This is a genomic window from Alloyangia pacifica, from assembly GCF_020524285.1.
GTDB classification, from domain to species: Bacteria; Pseudomonadota; Alphaproteobacteria; order Rhodobacterales; family Rhodobacteraceae; genus Salipiger; species Salipiger pacificus_B.
The window spans coordinates 87,277-103,003 of the sequence record NZ_JAIVKX010000017.1; the positions used below are offsets into that span (position 1 = coordinate 87,277).

Sequence of the window (15,727 nt, forward strand, 5' to 3'; positions counted from 1 at the left end):
GCTCAGCCGCGGGTCGTGGCGAAGCTGTCGAAGAGATCCGGCGCGCCCATCTGCCCGCCCTTGAGCATCACCCGCATCCCGTCGCGCAGGGGATCGGCGTGGCGCGCGGCGCAGATGCAGACGCCGGGGCCGAGCATGCGCTCGAAGGCCAGCGTGTCGAACCCGAGGCGCCCGCAGATACGGGACGACGTGTCGCCCCCGGCGAGCCCCAGATACCCGACCTCGGCCTGTGCCAGCAACGCGGCGACGAAATCGGCGCAGCGGTCGGCCAGCGCGTCGGGCGATAGCCCGTAGTCAGCGTCGGGCAGCAGGTGCACAAGCGCAGGGGTGCCCGCGTGCAGCATCTCGGCGGCGGGCGCGACGAGGGTACCCATGCGCAGCGCCTCGGGCGTTAGGGCAAGCTTGCGGTACCTGTCGGCAGCAGCCACCTGCGCGGCGGTGGTAGAGGAGCGGCTGCCGGCAAAGAGCAAGAGGTTGTCCGAGGTCGGGCTTTGGCAGGGCGCTTCGGACGCGATCCGCGTGGCTCCGGAGCCGAGGATCTCGGCCACCGAACTGGCCCCGATCAGGAGCTGCCGCCCGCCCGCGCGGCGGAGCGCCTCGGCGATGCGCGGAAGATCCTCGGTGCGGGTGACGTCGATCAGCGCGGGGCCCGCGCGCAGGGTCCGGGCCACCGCCTGCGGAGTGTCTAGCTCGGGGAAGCTCACCAGTGCCAGGCCGCCGAGCCCCTGCGCGGCGAGGTGGCGGCGCAGGTCGGCCTCCTGCATGGGGGTGACGGGGTGGCGGCTCATCACCGGGTGGCGGTCGATGCGATGCGTCGCGCCATCGGGACCGCGGGCGAAGAGCGTGCCGAAGGCGCAGTAGCGCCCGAGGCTGGGCTGGCCGCCGATCACCGCCACCACGTCGGGGGTGAAACGGGCGGTCAGTTCCTGCGCGACCGCGCCGATCGAGCCCACGCCTGGCGCGGAATCGAAGGTCGAGCAGACCTTGAGGTGCAGCACCTTCGGGGCCTCGGCAGCGATACGCGGCCAGAGAGTGGCGATATCGGCCCGGGCCGTCTCGGGCGGCAGCGAGCGCAGGTCGGTGGGCAGGCCCAGAACGTCCAGCGGTTCGTTCGCCGCACCGCCGACCACCATGCGCGCCCGCAGCCCTGCGCGGGCGTAGGTGGCAAGACTGTCCGAGGCGCCGGTGAAATCGTCGCCGACGAAGACGATGTCCGCACCCATCTCAGCGCGTGCCGAAGAAGTCGAACGCCGCGGCCAGCGCCGGGCGGGTGGCCGCGCCCTCGGCCAGCGTGCCGCCCTGTTGCAGCACCTCGTAGGCCTCGCGCAAAGACGCGATGCCCGCCGCCGGTCCCTGCGGGTGGGCGAGGATGCCGCCGCCGCACATGAACATCAGGTCGGGCGATTGCGCCGCCTCGAGCGTCTGCGGCAGCGTCCCGGCCCATTGGCCGGAGGAGAAGGCAGGCATCACGCGGTCGTCGGGGCCGCCCTCGGACAGCGGTGCCAGACAGGCGCGGGCGGCCTCGGTCACCTCTTCGGCGGTGTCGACGAACTTGCCGCCGATGCCGTGCACGTGCATGTGGTCGATCCCGGCGAGCCGGTAGAGCGCGTGGTAGGCCTGGAACCCCATGCCGAGCAGCGGGTGGCGGCTCATCGCGCCGAAGCCGTTGCGGTGCGCGTGGATGGCGAGCGGCGTATGGGCGCGCAGGCTCTCCATGCCCGACAGGCCGCACCAGTTGAGGCTGGCCATGACGCAGGAGCCGCCCTCGGCGGCCACCAGATCGGCATGGCGGCGCATGGCGTCGGTCTCGTCGGTGATGTTGAAGGCCATCATCACCTTGCGGCCGGTCTTCTCCTGCCACTTGCGGATCACCGCCATGACGGCGGGCACGCGCAGTTCCAGCGGCGCGATGTCGGGATCGGCGCAGATCTCGTCATCCTTGATGAAATCCACCCCGGCGGCGCAGAGCTGATCGACCAGCGCGGCGATCTGCTCGGGGCGCATGCCGACGTTGGGCTTGATGATCGTGCCGAAGATCGGTGTGCCCTGAACGCCGAGGCTCTTGCGGGTGCCCGCGATGCCCTGCGCCGGCATGTGGTAGCGGGCGCGGTAGGTGGCGGGGATCTCCAGCGACAGCAGCTTCAGCCCGGTGATCTCGCCGATGTCGTAGAGGTTGCCCGAGACCGTCGCCGCCAGCGTCGGCAGGTTCCGCCCGATGTTGGCCACGGGATAGGCGATGCGCACCCGGGCCCGGCGGTAGGGGCCGGAGGGCTGCTTGCGGGCGACATAGGCGGAGTGCAGCGTGGGGCTGTCCACGCTGTCCAGTTCCTCGATCGAGAGCACTTCGGCGGCGGCGCGGGCGCGCAGCTCGTCGGTCTCCCCGGCGACGCGCACGAAGGTGCCCGAGCTCTGCTCGCCCGCCATCATCGCCGCCACCTCGGCCAGCGGGTAGGGGGTTTCCAGCAGGTAGTCGGCGATGATCCGTTCCATGCTGTGCCTCAGAGCTTGCTGAGGTCCGGGAAGGGGCGCACCGGGTCCGACCCGTCCCAGCCCTCGGAGGCGTCGCGGATCATGTCGAACATGGTGCCCTTGGGCCCGAGCACTTCCGACAACTCGATACAGGTGCCCGGGTGATGCTCCTCGGCGAAATAGGCGAAGCGGCCGTTCTGCCCGACGCAGCCCGACATCTTCACGGTGAAGCCCCGGTCCAGCATCATCGCGAGGTCGGCGTCGTAGTCCTTCGTCCAGAAGGCGACGTGCTGCAGGCCGCGCAGGCCCTTCTGCATGTAATCGCGGTACATCGAGGGCACGTCGTTGCGGCACTGGATCAGCTCGACCTGCATGGCGCCGGAGTTGGCCAGCGCCACGGAGTTGTGCGGCTGGTGGCTCTGGCCGTCGTAGAGGTAGTCCTCGATCGGCACCTGCGGGTTGTAGAACCAGGGGCCGACGCCCATGGTCTCGGACCAGTATTTCATGCCCGCCTCGATGTCGTCGACGACGTAGCCGAGCTGGCGGATGGGGCCAAGAAGGGTGCTCATGGGGAACCTCAGTTCATCAATGTTTCGGGGAGCCATGTGGACAGCGCCGGGACGGCGGAGACCACGAGCAGGGACAGGAGCAACGGGAGGAAGAAGGGCATCACCCCGGCGATCACCTGGGTGATCGGCATGCGCGAGATGATCGAGATCATGTAGAGGCTCATGCCCACCGGCGGGGTCAGCAGGCCGATCATCAGGTTCAGCACGAAGACGATGCCCAGTTGCAGCGGGTCGACCCCGGCGGCGGTGAGCGCGGGCGCCACGATCGGCGCGATGATCAGGATCGCCGCGATGCTCTCCAGCGCCATGCCGACGACCAGCAGCAGGATGTTCACCAGCAGCAGCAGTACCAGCGGGTTGTCGGACACGCCGAGCAGCAGCGCAGAGACCTTCATCGGCACCTGGTCGAGCGTCAGCACCCAGGCAAAGAGCGCGGCGGTGGCGACGACGAAGAGGATGTTGCCGCTGGCCTCGACGGTTTCGCGCAGGGCGCCCACCACGGCGCGGCCGGTGAGGCTGCGGTAGATGGCGAAGCCGATGAAGAGCGCGTAGGCGACGGTGACGCCGGCGACCTCGGTCGGGCCGAAGTAGCCACTCATCAGACCGCCGATCAGCAACACAGGGGCCATCAGCGCGGGGAAGGAGATCACCGCCTTGTTCATCACCTCGCGCGGCTTGGCGCTGACCTCGTCGCGGGGCAATCCCTTGACCCGGGCGATAATCGCCACCTGCGCCATCAGCAGCGCGGTCAGCAGCAGCGCCGGGATGATCCCCGCCAGCAGCAGCTTCACCGCCGAGACGTTGGCGACCGAGGCGTAGATGATGATCGGGATCGAGGGCGGGAAGATCGGCCCGATGGTGGCGGCGGCGACGGTCAGGCCGGCGGCGAACTCCTTGCGGTAGCCCTGTGCGGTCATCTGGTTGATCTGGATGGCGCCGAGCGCGCCGATGTCCGCCAGCGCCGCGCCCGAGACGCCCGAGAAGATCAGCGAGACGAAGACGCTCACCTGCGCCACGGCGCCGCGGATGCGGCCGAAGAGCATGCGCACGAGGTCGAAGAGATGGGTGGTCACGCCCGTGGCGTTGAGCAGCGCGGCGGCGAAGATGAAGAGCGGCACGGCGAGCAGCGGCGAGCTGTCGAGCGCGTTGAGGCTGCGCTGCGCCAGTACCGAGACCGGCAGGCCCTCCATCACGATGACCACGGCGGCGGACAGGCCCAGGCACACGGCGATAGGCGCGCCGAGTGCAAGCAGCACGGCGAAAAGGCTCAGGAGGATCAGGCTCATGTGGGTTGTCCGGTCTCGTCGCGGTAGTCGTGGAAGGCGGCGCTGGGGTCGCGGCGGCGCAGGGCTGTCCAGACGCGGTGCAGCGCTACGGCGCAGAGGAACAGGCTGCCGGTCAGCGCGAGGCTGTAATAGACCCAGTTCGGTACGCGCAGCGCGGGGGTCAGGAACTTGCCGGCGCGGGGCAGGAACTCGGCGAAGCTCCAGAGCATCAGCGCGGCGAAGGCGAGGGTCGCCAGGTCGGCGAGCAGGATCATGAATTGGCGCAGTTTCGGCGTGGCCATGTCGGGCAGCATGGTCACCGCGACCATCACCTGCCGTCCGGCCAGTGCCGGCACCGAGACGAAGACCAGCCCGATGCAGGAGAAGCGCGCCAGCTCGTCGGCCCAGGGCAGGCCGAGGTCGAGGAAATTGCGCGCCGCCACCTGCAGTACGACCAGCACCGCCATCAGCGCCAGCAGCGCCATGCCGAAGCCGGTGCCCCAATGGGTGAGCCGCGCGAGGATCGCGCGGCCCGGGGTCTCAATCGGGGACGTGCCCGGCATCAGGCGACCGCCGCGATCTTGGAATAGAGATCGCCGTATTCGCCGCCGAAGCGCTCGTCGACCAGCTTGCTGACCGAGGCGCGGAAGGCGTCGAGGTCGAGCCCGTCCTCCTCGCCGATCACGGTCATGCCGAGGTCGCGCAGTTGCTGGGTCTCGGACTCCTCGTTGTCGAGGATCGCCTTGGTGGCCTTCTCGCGGGTCTGCAGTGCGGCCTCGCGCACCGCGTCCTGCTCGGCGCCGGACATGCCCTGCCAGTTGTCCTCGTTCATCACGACGACCTCGGCGTTCGACATGTGGCCGGTCAGCATGAGGTGCGACTGCACCTCGTAGAGCTTGACGTTGAGCACCACGTTGACCGGGTTCTCCTGTCCCTGCACGACGCCGGTGGCCAGCGCGGTGGGCACCTCGGACCAGTCGACCGGCACGGCGACGGCGCCCATGCCCTCGACGGCGGTGGTGTAGATCGGGAAGGGCACGGCGCGGATCTTGGTGCCCGCGAGATCCTCCGGCGACAGCACCGGCTTGTTGCAGGTCAGGTTCCGGCGGCCGAAGTAATGCGCGTAGATGACGCGGACATTGGCGGCGGCGATGAGCCCCTCGTTCAGCTCCTGCATCACCGGGCTCTCCACGTCGGTCACCTTCATCAGGTGGTCCACGTCGCGGTAGAGATAGGGTGTGTCGAGCGCGGCGAAGGGCTGGTAGAGCGAGCCGAGCGCGCCGGCGGTGTTGTGCGAGAAGGCGATGGTGCCGAGCGAGACCGCCTCGGCCAGCTCCTGCAGCTTGCCGAGCTGGCTGTTCGGGAAGACCTGCACCGAGATGTCCCCGCCCGAAGTCTGGCCGAGCGCCTCGGCGAACCAGTCAGCCTGCGCGCCGGCGACCGAGGCCACCTCGTTGTTGTGGCCGTAGCGCAGGTTGGCGGCGGCGAAGGCCGGGCGCGCGATGAAGGGCGCGGCCAGCGCGCCGGCGCCGGTCAGCAGCAGGGTGCGGCGAGAAAGTCCCTTGGGGGTGTGCATCTGATCTCCTCCCTAGAAATTTGATGCGTTCTGAGGTGCCTTGCGCGGGATGGTCCGCGTCATCTCCTCTAATCAGCGGGTCTTGACGGAAGCTACTGTTTCGAAGCAGCATTCGTCAAAGCAAATAAGATGATGGGTTTTGAGGTGTCTTGATGGGTAAGGACGGGGAGCATCCGCTAATGCCGGCGACCGCAGACCGCCCGCAGCAGTCCGACGTGGCGGCGCGGGCGGGGGTGTCTCTGGCGACGGTCGACCGGGTGCTGAACCGCCGCAAGGGGGTCAAGGAGCGCACCCGGCAGCGAGTGCTGGATGCGGCGCGCGAGATGGGCTTCCTGAGCGAGACCGAGGAGGCGCAGCTCGGCATGGCGCGGCCGCTGAACATCGTGGTGCTGCTGCCGGCGGGGTCGAACCCCTACCTGCGGCTGCTGGGGGACCGGCTGAGGGCCCGGCTCGACGGCGCGGGTCCGGCGGGGCCGGTGCTGCGCTGCTACTTCATCGAGAGCTTCAGCGCGCAGGCGCTGGCCGAGGCGCTGCGGCGCAACGCCGGCTGGGCCGACGGCATCGCGTTCTTCGCCATCGAGCACCCGGTGGTGCGCGAGGCGGCGGCGGAAGTGGCGGCCAGCGGCACCCGGCTGGTGTCTATCGTCTCGGACCTCGGCTCGGTGCCGGGCATCCCGCACGTCGGGCTCGACAACCGCGCCGTGGGGCGCACCGCCGGCCTGCTGATCGGGCGGCTCTCGGGCGGCCGCGAGGGGGCGGTGGCACTGGTCGCCGGCTCGCGCCATTACCGCGCCCATTCCGAGCGCGAGGCGGGCTTTCTCAGCATCCAGGAAGAGCTCTTCCCGCAGCTCCGCATCCACGGCATGCGCGAGGGCCACGACGATGCCGCCGAGAACTACCGCCACACGCTGGCGCTGCTCGAGCAGGTGCCGGACCTCGTGGGCATCTACAACGTCGGCGGTTCCTCGGGCGGCATCACCCGGGCGCTGCGCGAGCAGGGTCGGCAGGAGGTGATCTTCATCGGCCACGGGCTGACGCCCGACACGCGGCGGGCGGTGCTCGAGGGGACGATGGATGCGATCTTCGACCAGGATCCCGACATGCTGATCGATCGGGCGATTGCCTGCCTGACGGAGCCGGGCGTGCAGCCCAGGCCCCTGAAACTGGACATCTATTTCAGCGAGAACCTGCCCTGAGAGGGCGGGCGAACCAAGGTCGTCACGAGCGAGAATCCATCGCGAACCTTCAGCTCAGGAACTTCGAGGCTCAGCACCGTGCCGGGGCGCGGGAGTGCGAAACAGAGGTCAGGCGCAAAAGCAAACCGGCCGCCAGATGAGGGCGGCCGGTTGTAATCAGCTCCGGTTCTGCCGGATCAGATCTGCCGCACGGCGCCTTTCGCGGCCGAGGTGGTCAGCGCGGCATAGGCCTTGAGCGCCTTGGAGATCTTGCGCTTGCGCTTCTCCTCGGGCTGCCAGCCCTTCTCTTCACGCGCGGCGCGGCGTTCGGCGATCACCGTGTCATCGACGGCGAGGTTGATCTTGCGGTTCGGGATGTCGATCTCGATGAGATCGCCCTCTTCCACGAGGCCGATGGTGCCGCCCTCCGCCGCTTCCGGCGAGACGTGGCCGATCGACAGGCCCGAGGAGCCGCCCGAGAAACGCCCGTCGGTGACCAGCGCGCAGTCCTTCCCGAGGCCCTTCGATTTCAGGTAGGACGTCGGGTAGAGCATTTCCTGCATGCCCGGACCACCGCGCGGACCCTCGTAGCGGATCAGCACCACGTCGCCCTTGTGCACCTTGCCGGTGAGGATCGCGCTCACCGCGGTGTCCTGCGATTCAAAGATGCGCGCCGGGCCGTGGAACGTCAGGATCGACTCGTCGACGCCCGCGGTCTTCACGATGCAGCCGTCCTCGGCGAGGTTGCCGTAAAGCACCGCAAGGCCGCCGTCCTTCGAGAAGGCATGCTCGGCGTCGCGGATCACGCCCGCCTGGCGGTCGAGATCGAGCGTGTCGTAGCGCATGGACTGGGAGAAGGCGGTGGTCGAGCGCACCCCGCCCGGCGCGGCGCGGAAGAAGTCGTGCACCGATTCCGAGTTGGTGCGCGTCACGTCCCAGCGGTCGAGCGCATGCGCCATGGTCTCGGCGTGCACCGTGTGCACCGAAGTGTCGAGCAGGCCGGCACGGTCGAGCTGGCCGAGGATCGACATGATGCCCCCCGCACGGTGCACATCTTCCATGTGCACGTCGTCCTTGGCGGGTGCGACCTTGCACAGCACCGGAACATGGCGCGACAGCCGGTCGATGTCGGCCATCTCGAAGGGCACCTCGCCCTCGTTCGCGGCGGCCAGCAGGTGCAGCACGGTGTTGGTCGAGCCGCCCATGGCAATGTCGAGCGTCATGGCGTTTTCGAAGGCCTTCACCGTGGCGATCGAGCGCGGCAGCACGGTGGCGTCGTCCTGCTCGTAGTAGCGCTTGGCCAGATCGACGATCAGGTGGCCGGCCTCGACGAACAGGCGCTGGCGGTCCGAGTGGGTGGCCAGGGTCGAGCCGTTGCCGGGCAGCGACAGGCCAAGCGCCTCGGTCAGGCAGTTCATCGAGTTGGCGGTGAACATGCCCGAGCACGACCCGCAGGTCGGGCAGGCGGCTTCCTCGATCGCCTGAACCTGGGCGTCGGTGTACTTGTCGTCGGCGGCGGCAACCATGGCGTCGACCAAGTCGAGCGCCTTCTCGGTGCCTTCCCAGTTCACCTTGCCCGCTTCCATCGGGCCGCCCGAGACGAAGACCACGGGGATGTTGAGGCGCATGGCGGCCATCAGCATGCCGGGGGTGATCTTGTCGCAGTTGGAGATGCAGACCATCGCGTCGGCGCAGTGCGCGTTGACCATGTACTCGACCGAGTCGGCGATGATCTCGCGCGAGGGCAGCGAGTAGAGCATGCCGTCGTGGCCCATGGCGATGCCGTCATCGACCGCGATGGTGTTGAACTCCTTGGCGACGCCGCCGGCCTTCTCGACCTCGCGTGCGACCATCTGGCCCAGGTCCTTCAGGTGCACGTGGCCGGGCACGAACTGGGTGAAGGAGTTCACGATGGCGATAATGGGCTTGTTCCAGTCGCCGTCCGTCATGCCTGTGGCGCGCCACAGGCCGCGGGCGCCGGCCATGTTGCGGCCGTGGGTGGTGGTGCGGGAGCGATAGGCAGGCATGGGGCATCCCCTCGGAGTTTGGATTACCGGGGGTGTTTAACGCCCATGCGGGGCAGCGGCAAGGGTCAGGGGATGCCGCGGCGCGGCGTCACGCAAGAAGGTTGCGTTGGGCGGGTGTATTTGGGTTCTTAAGTTCCTGCGTGGCTTGGTTTTGGCGTAATTTTTCGTGTGATGCGAAGGTGCTCACGCCGACACGCCCGGAATCAAGTCAAAGGCCGCCGGGCAACCGGTCGTTCCTCCTGCGCCATCGGTGCGAGCCCTATGCACGACCCCGTCCGGTCTCACTGTAGGTGCGCCGCTTATGAACGGCACACCTTCTAAGTGAGCGACTGGCGCATTTTGCATGGAGTCCGGCCTTCCAGACCAGTGCGGGCTAAGTTTGCAAAAAAGCGCGGCCCTCAGTCCTCTCAGCGTTACGCCACAAGCAGGCGCTTGCCCTGCTTGCGATAGGGCGCACTCACACTGCGCTGCGCCTGCTCCGGCCCTTCGGGCGCGGCGGCTTCGGCGCCACCTTGGTCTCGATGTGCTCGATGATCAGCCCCGAGATGTCCTTGCCCGAGACATTCTCGATGCCCTCGAGGCCGGGCGAGCTGTTCACCTCCAGCACCTTCGGCCCGTCCGAGCCGCGCAGCAGATCGACCCCCGCCACGTCGAGCTTCATCGCCCGCGCCGCCTTGATCGCCACCTCGCGCTCGGTCTTGGTGATCCGCACCGGCTCGGCGGTGCCGCCCTGATGCAGGTTCGAGCGGAAATCGTCGGGCTTGCCGCGGCGGCGCATGGTGGCCACCACCTTGCCGCCCACGACGAGGCAGCGGATGTCCTCGCCCGCGGCCTCCTTGACGAAGCTCTGCACGAGGAAGTCGGCCTTGAGGCCCTGGAAGGCCGAGATCACGCTCTCGGCCGCCTTGGGGGTTTCGGCCAGCACCACGCCCTTGCCCTGGCTGCTCTCCAGCAGCTTCAGCACCAGCGGCGCGCCGCCCACGAGATCCACGAGGTTGCCCGAATCCTTGGGGCTGCGGGCAAAGGCGGTGGTCGGCATGCCGATGCGGTGTCGTGCCAGCACCTGGTGCGCGTGCAGCTTGTCGCGTGAGACGGTGATGCCCTCGGAGCCTGCAAGGCAATAGGTGCCCATGCTCTCGAACTGCCGCACCACGGCGGTGCCGTAGCTGGTGATCGAGGCACCGATGCGCGGGATCACCGCGTCATAGTGGGGCAGACGGCGGCCGTCGTAATGCACCTCGCCGCCGACCGCGCGGATGTTCATGTAGCAGCGCGAGGTGTCGATCACCTCCATCGTGTGGCCGCGGTGCTCGGCTGCCTCGATCAGCTTGCGGGTCGAGTAGTTGTGGGGCTCGCGGGTCAGCACCGCAAGCCGCAGCGCCCGGCGATGCTGCTTGTGGCGGGGCAGGGCGCGGTAGGCGTCATAGTCGAGCTCGGGTTGCTGCAGGCGCTGGCTGGGCGAGACGACCATGTCATCGAGCAGCGCACTGCGCCCGAGCAGCATGCGGTAGGCCATGCTGCCGCGGTCGGTGAGGGTGATCTCGATCGGCCAGCTGCGCTCGCCCATCTGCACCTCTGTCTCGATGACGAACCGCAGCTCGGTCTCGCCGTTCGAGGAGGTCACCTCGCGGCGGTCCTTGAGCTGCGCCGAGCAAATGATCTCGAGCCCCGGATCCTGCGGATCGGGGTGGATGGCAAAGCGCACCATCGGCTTGTCGGAGGGGCCGAAGGGTTCGATGGCAAAGGCATGCAGCGCCGAGGTCCGCGCGCCGGTGTCCACCTTGGCGCGGATTGCGGGCAGGCCGAGGCCGGGCAGGGCGAGCCATTCTTCCCATCCAAGCGTGAACTGCGTCATGTCTACCTCCTTCGCGGGCCGGGGTCGGATTGACGGCCTCTATCCGCGCAATGTGACAGGCGCAATACGGCATGCTGCGCTCCCGGACGGGAAGGCTCATCACGATCTGTCATGACCTAGTGGAGAATTGGGAAAGAGCAACGCCAGCCGGGCGGGTGCCGGCCCGTGAGATGGCGCTGCACCGGTCGGAGGACGCACTTCGTGTCGGCCACGTCCGGACGAATTCCGATCCTTGCGCGGGATGCCAAAACGCCAGCGCTCCGGGACGGCGTCGTCCATCGGGCTTGAACCGATGGCGCCAAGATGAACGACCACTCGCCCGGCGGTTTCGCCGTGCTTCCGGGCGAGTCGTCGCGATGTGTCCCCGCGGGGACAGGGCAGGACTCACAGGTGGCGTAGTCAGTCAGGGTTGGCGCCTCAGGCGCTGGCGATCATCTCGGACTGGCGCACGATCACCTCGGCTTGCTTGATCGAGGCGATGTCCACCAGCCGGCCCTTGTAGACCGTGGCGCCTTCGCCCTTGGCCTTGGCCTCTTCCATGGCGGCGAGGATCTCGCGGGCCTCGGTCACCGCGCCCTCGGAGGGGGTGAAGACCTCGTTGGCCAGTGCCACCTGCTTGGGGTGGATCGCCCATTTTCCGACCATGCCCAGCGTCGCAGAGCGCAGCGCCTGCGCGCGGTAGCCCTCGTCATCCGAGAAGTCGCCGAAGGGCCCGTCCACCGGCAGCACGCCATGGGTGCGGCAGGCGGCGACAATGGCGGCCTGGGCCCAGTGCCAGGGGTCGGACCAGTGCTTCGCGCCCCCGTGTAGCATGTAGTAGTTCTCCTGCGTGCCACCGATGCCGGTGGTCGCCATGCCCATGGAGGCGGCAAAATCCGCCGCGCCGAGGCTCATCGCCTCGAGCCGGGGCGAGGCGGCGGCGATCTCTTCCACATGGGCGATGCCGGCGGCGCTCTCGATGATCACCTCGAACTTGATCGGCTTGGCGCGACCCTTGGCGCGCTCGACCGCGGTGACCAGCGCATCGACGGCATAGAGATCCCCGGCGCAGCCGACCTTCGGAATCATGATCTGGTCGAGCCGGTCGCCGGCCTGCTCCAGCAGATCGACCACGTCGCGGTACCAATAGGGCGTGTCGAGCCCGTTGATGCGCACCGAAAGGGTCTTCTTGCCCCAGTCGATATCGCCGATGGCCTCGATGATATTGGCGCGCGCACTATCCTTGTCGTCCGGGGCCACCGAGTCCTCGAGATCGAGGTTGATCACATCCGCGGCGCTGCCGGCCATCTTCTCGAAGATCGCCGGGCGCGAGCCGGGGCCGAAGAGCTGGCAGCGGTTCGGACGGGCAGGCGCGGCGGGCTGGATGCGAAAGCTCATGTGGGCACCTCGTGAGGGTAATGAAATTACATATGTGGCGATGCATGGGTTATTAAATTGCGTGACGCTGCGCAAGCGAAATTTGCCGCGCTGCGGCGCAAACCTTGTGTGCCACGGCCTAAAGCCGTGCACGATTCTTCGGCGATGGCGCCGAAATGCGTGGAATTTTGGCGTCGTCTCCGGCGCAGGCGTGGAAATCGAGACGGATTTGCGTGCCATACAGGGCAGAGTGAGCGTCGAAGCCGCGCGGTGCCTCCTCCCATGCACGGGCCCGCAGCACAGCATACACGAACACAGGGAATTCAAGAATGATCGAGACGCCGTACCTCCTCTTCCTCGGTGACGCGCCCGACGGCCTGGCCGCCAAGGTGGCCCAGGGCATCAAGGACTGGCGCCCCGAGAACTGCGTTGGCCAGTTCCGCCTCGAAGGCTGCAAGGCCGACCTCGGGCTGCAGGACATGACCCTCGCCGAAGCCAAGGCCGCCGGCGCCAAGACGCTGGTGATCGGTGTCGCCAACCGCGGCGGCAAGATCTCCCAGACCTGGAAAAAGGTTCTGGTCGAGGCGCTGGAAGAAGGCTTCGACCTCGCGTCGGGCCTGCACAACCTGCTGCGCAACGAGGAAGACCTCGCCGCCGTCGCCAAGGCCACGGGCCGGACGCTGCACGACGTGCGCATCCCCTCGGTGCAATACCCGATCGCCAACGGCGAGAAGCGCACCGGCAAGCGCCTGCTGGCCGTCGGCACCGACTGCTCGGTCGGCAAGATGTACACCGCGCTGGCGATGGACGCCTGCATGCGCGAGAAGGGCATGAAGTCGACCTTCCGCGCCACCGGCCAGACCGGCATCCTGATCACCGGCGACGGCGTGCCGCTCGACGCGGTCATCGCCGACTTCATGGCCGGCTCGATCGAATACCTCACCCCCGACAACGATCCCGATCACTGGGACATCATCGAGGGCCAGGGCTCGCTGTTCCACGTCTCCTACTCGGGCGTGACGCTGGCGCTGGTGCACGGCGGTCAGCCCGACGCGCTGGTGCTCTGCCACGAGCCGACCCGCACCCACATGCGCGGCCTGCCGGGCTACAAGCTGCCGACGCTGGAAGCCGTGCGCGACACCGCGCTTGCGCTCGCCAAGGTCGGCAACCCGGACTGCAAGGTGGTCGGCGTGTCGATCAACACCCAGCACATGGGCGACGAGGAGGCCAAGGCCTATTGCGCCGAGGTCGAGGAAAGCCTCGGCCTGCCCTGCGTCGACCCCTACCGCCACGGTGCGGACCGTCTGGTCGAGGCGCTGGCGGCGGTCTGAGCCTTTTGGCAGACTGACCACGACAACGGCCCCGGCGAAAACGCCGGGGTCCGATGAACTAATGAACATGAAAGGGGCAGGGTCTTGAGCATCGAGGTCACCCGCGACACCTTCAAGCTGGCGCAGGTCTTCACCATCTCGCGCGGCAGCCGCACCGAGGCACATGTGATCACCGTGAAGATCACCCGCGGCGGTTTCACCGGGTACGGCGAATGCGTGCCCTACGCGCGCTACGACGAGACGCTCGACAGCGTCGAGGCCCAGATCAAGTCGCTGCCGCAGGATGTCACCCGCGATGCGCTGCAGGAACTGCTGCCGTCGGGCGCCGCCCGCAACGCGGTCGACTGCGCGCTCTGGGACCTGGAAGCCAAGACCGCCGGGAAGCGCGTCTGGGAGTTGCTGGACCTGCCTGCGCCGCAGCCCGAGGTGACCGCCTACACGCTTTCGCTCGCCGCCCCCGAGGAGATGCAGGCGCAGGCCGCCAAGAATGCCTTCCGCCCGCTGCTGAAGGTGAAGCTCGGCACCCCCGAGGATCTGCCGCGCCTTGAAGCCGTGCGCGCCGGGGCACCGGCCAGCACCATCATCGTCGATGCCAACGAGGGATGGACACCCGAAGTCTACGCCGAGCTGGCGCCGCACCTGCAGCGCCTCGGCGTGGCCATGGTCGAACAGCCGCTGCCCGCGGGCGACGACGACGCGCTCTTCGGCATGGACCGCCCGGTCCCGATCTGCGCCGACGAGAGCTGCCACGACCGCGCCTCGCTGCCGAAGCTCAAGGGCAAGTACGACATCGTCAACATCAAGCTCGACAAGACCGGCGGTCTGACCGAGGCGCTGGAGCTGCTCGAGGCCGCCAAGGCCGAGGGCTACGGCATCTTCGTCGGCTGCATGGTCGGCAGCTCGCTGGCCATGGCCCCCGCGGTGATCGTTGCGCAGGGCGCGCAATACGTCGATCTCGACGCGCCGCTGCTGCTCGGCGAGGACCGCGATCCGAAGCTGCTCTACGACGACGCGGGCGTGCACGCCCCCGAGGCGGCGCTCTGGGGCTGAGACCCGCGGCTGCCGGAGCGCCGAGCTCCGGCGCCCCGAACAAAATCTGGACTACACCGGCATGACGGGTTGCCTGCGCGGCTCAATGTGATCGAGCGGGCTTGACCCCGGGTCCGCTTTGGCGGAACTGACCCACAGCGAATTATGGAGAGAGCTGCAATGCGCACCGTATACGTCAATGGCGAGTACCTGCCCGAGACCGAGGCCAAGGTGTCGATCTTCGACCGGGCCTTCCTGATGGCCGACGGGGTCTACGAGGTGACCTCGGTTCTCGGCGGCAAGCTGATCGATTTCGACGGCCACGCCAAGCGTCTCGCCCGCTCGCTGAAGGAGCTGGACATGAAGGCGCCCTGCACCGAGGACGAGCTGCTGGCGATCCACCGCGAGCTGGTGGCGCGCAACGAGATCACCGATGGCCTCGTCTACCTGCAGGTCACCCGAGGCTCCGCCGGCGACCGCGATTTCGCCTTCCCCGACCCCGAAACCACCGAGCCGACGCTGGTGCTCTTCACCCAGAACAAGCCCGGCCTCGCCGACAACCCGGCGGCCAAGAAGGGCATGAAGGTGATCTCGCTCGAGGATATCCGCTGGGGCCGCCGCGACATCAAGACCGTGCAGCTCCTCTACCCGTCGATGGCCAAGATGGCGGCCAAAAAAGCCGGCTGCGACGATGCGTGGTTCGTCGAGGACGGCAAGGTGACCGAGGGCTCGTCGAACAACGCCTATATCGTCAAGGGCGGCAAGATCATCACCCGCGAGCTGTCGACCGACATCCTGCACGGCATCACCCGCGCCGCCGTGCTGCGCTTCGCCAAGGAAGCGCAGATGGTGGTCGAGGAGCGCAGCTTCACCATCGACGAGGCGAAAGAGGCCGACGAGGCCTTCGTCACCTCGGCCTCGAGCTTCGTGATGCCGGTGGTCGAGCTGGACGGTGCCAAGATCGGCACCGGCGCCCCGGGTTCGGTCGCCGCGCGCCTGCGCGAGATCTACCTCGAGGAAAGCATGAAGGCGGCTGTCTGAGCCTTCGCCTTTCGGGTTGAGACTTTCGCGTTGA

The 15,727-nt window shown here is 68.0% G+C and carries 13 protein-coding genes; 4 read left to right on the forward strand and 9 right to left on the reverse strand.

Annotated features, from left to right (window positions below):
* Positions 1-2 precede the first annotated feature (2 nt).
* From LC039_RS21100 to LC039_RS21125, 6 genes are read right to left on the reverse strand one after another with little or no spacing between them, the layout of a single operon-like run.
* Entirely contained in the window at positions 3-1,223 is a 1,221-nt protein-coding gene (locus tag LC039_RS21100; protein ID WP_226628057.1) for a four-carbon acid sugar kinase family protein, read from the reverse strand.
* 1 nt (position 1,224) lies between these two features.
* Complete coding sequence (locus tag LC039_RS21105) at positions 1,225-2,490, reverse strand: ribulose-bisphosphate carboxylase large subunit family protein (protein ID WP_226628059.1); 1,266 nt, start codon at positions 2,488-2,490, stop codon at positions 1,225-1,227.
* A gap of 8 nt (positions 2,491-2,498) precedes the next feature.
* Complete coding sequence (locus tag LC039_RS21110; RefSeq protein WP_226628061.1) at positions 2,499-3,038, reverse strand: VOC family protein; 540 nt, start codon at positions 3,036-3,038, stop codon at positions 2,499-2,501.
* An 8-nt stretch (positions 3,039-3,046) separates the two neighbouring features.
* The gene (locus LC039_RS21115; RefSeq protein WP_226628063.1) at positions 3,047-4,324 is read right to left on the reverse strand and encodes a TRAP transporter large permease; all 1,278 of its coding nucleotides are present in this window, start codon (positions 4,322-4,324) and stop codon (positions 3,047-3,049) included.
* Complete coding sequence (locus LC039_RS21120) at positions 4,321-4,866, reverse strand: TRAP transporter small permease (protein ID WP_226628065.1); 546 nt, start codon at positions 4,864-4,866, stop codon at positions 4,321-4,323. Before LC039_RS21120 ends, LC039_RS21115 begins: the two co-directional genes overlap by 4 nt.
* Positions 4,866-5,879 (reverse strand): TRAP transporter substrate-binding protein, encoded by a 1,014-nt coding sequence (locus tag LC039_RS21125; protein ID WP_226628066.1) that lies wholly within the window; start codon positions 5,877-5,879, stop codon positions 4,866-4,868. The genes LC039_RS21120 and LC039_RS21125 overlap by 1 nt, the downstream gene beginning before the upstream one ends.
* Positions 5,880-6,058: 179 nt before the next feature.
* Here LC039_RS21125 and LC039_RS21130 point away from each other — a divergent pair, with 179 nt between their 5' ends.
* The gene (locus LC039_RS21130) at positions 6,059-7,075 is read left to right on the forward strand and encodes a LacI family DNA-binding transcriptional regulator (RefSeq protein WP_226628068.1); all 1,017 of its coding nucleotides are present in this window, start codon (positions 6,059-6,061) and stop codon (positions 7,073-7,075) included.
* A 176-nt stretch (positions 7,076-7,251) separates the two neighbouring features.
* On the opposite strand, the gene ilvD is transcribed toward LC039_RS21130, so the two are convergent.
* The 3 genes from ilvD to LC039_RS21145 form a co-directional block, all read right to left on the reverse strand.
* Positions 7,252-9,081 (reverse strand): dihydroxy-acid dehydratase, encoded by a 1,830-nt coding sequence (gene ilvD, locus LC039_RS21135; protein WP_226628070.1) that lies wholly within the window; start codon positions 9,079-9,081, stop codon positions 7,252-7,254.
* Positions 9,082-9,538: 457 nt separating this feature from the next.
* Positions 9,539-10,936 (reverse strand): 30S ribosomal protein S6--L-glutamate ligase, encoded by a 1,398-nt coding sequence (gene rimK, locus LC039_RS21140; protein ID WP_226628072.1) that lies wholly within the window; start codon positions 10,934-10,936, stop codon positions 9,539-9,541.
* A gap of 417 nt (positions 10,937-11,353) precedes the next feature.
* A complete protein-coding gene (locus tag LC039_RS21145) occupies positions 11,354-12,313 on the reverse strand; it encodes an L-malyl-CoA/beta-methylmalyl-CoA lyase (protein WP_226628074.1) in 960 nt (319 codons plus the stop codon).
* Between the two features lie 308 nt (positions 12,314-12,621).
* Between LC039_RS21145 and dgcN the strand changes: the two genes are divergently transcribed.
* The 3 genes from dgcN (at position 12,622) to LC039_RS21160 (ending at position 15,693) form a co-directional block, all read left to right on the forward strand.
* On the forward strand, positions 12,622-13,623 hold the full coding sequence (gene dgcN, locus LC039_RS21150; protein ID WP_226628076.1) for an N-acetyltransferase DgcN: 1,002 nt from the start codon (positions 12,622-12,624) through the stop codon (positions 13,621-13,623).
* A gap of 84 nt (positions 13,624-13,707) precedes the next feature.
* Positions 13,708-14,673, forward strand: coding sequence for an N-acetyl-D-Glu racemase DgcA (gene dgcA / locus LC039_RS21155; RefSeq protein WP_226628078.1), 966 nt, complete (start codon positions 13,708-13,710; stop codon positions 14,671-14,673).
* Between the two features lie 159 nt (positions 14,674-14,832).
* Entirely contained in the window at positions 14,833-15,693 is an 861-nt protein-coding gene (locus tag LC039_RS21160; RefSeq protein WP_226628080.1) for a D-amino-acid transaminase, read from the forward strand.
* The last annotated feature ends 34 nt before the right edge of the window (positions 15,694-15,727 follow it).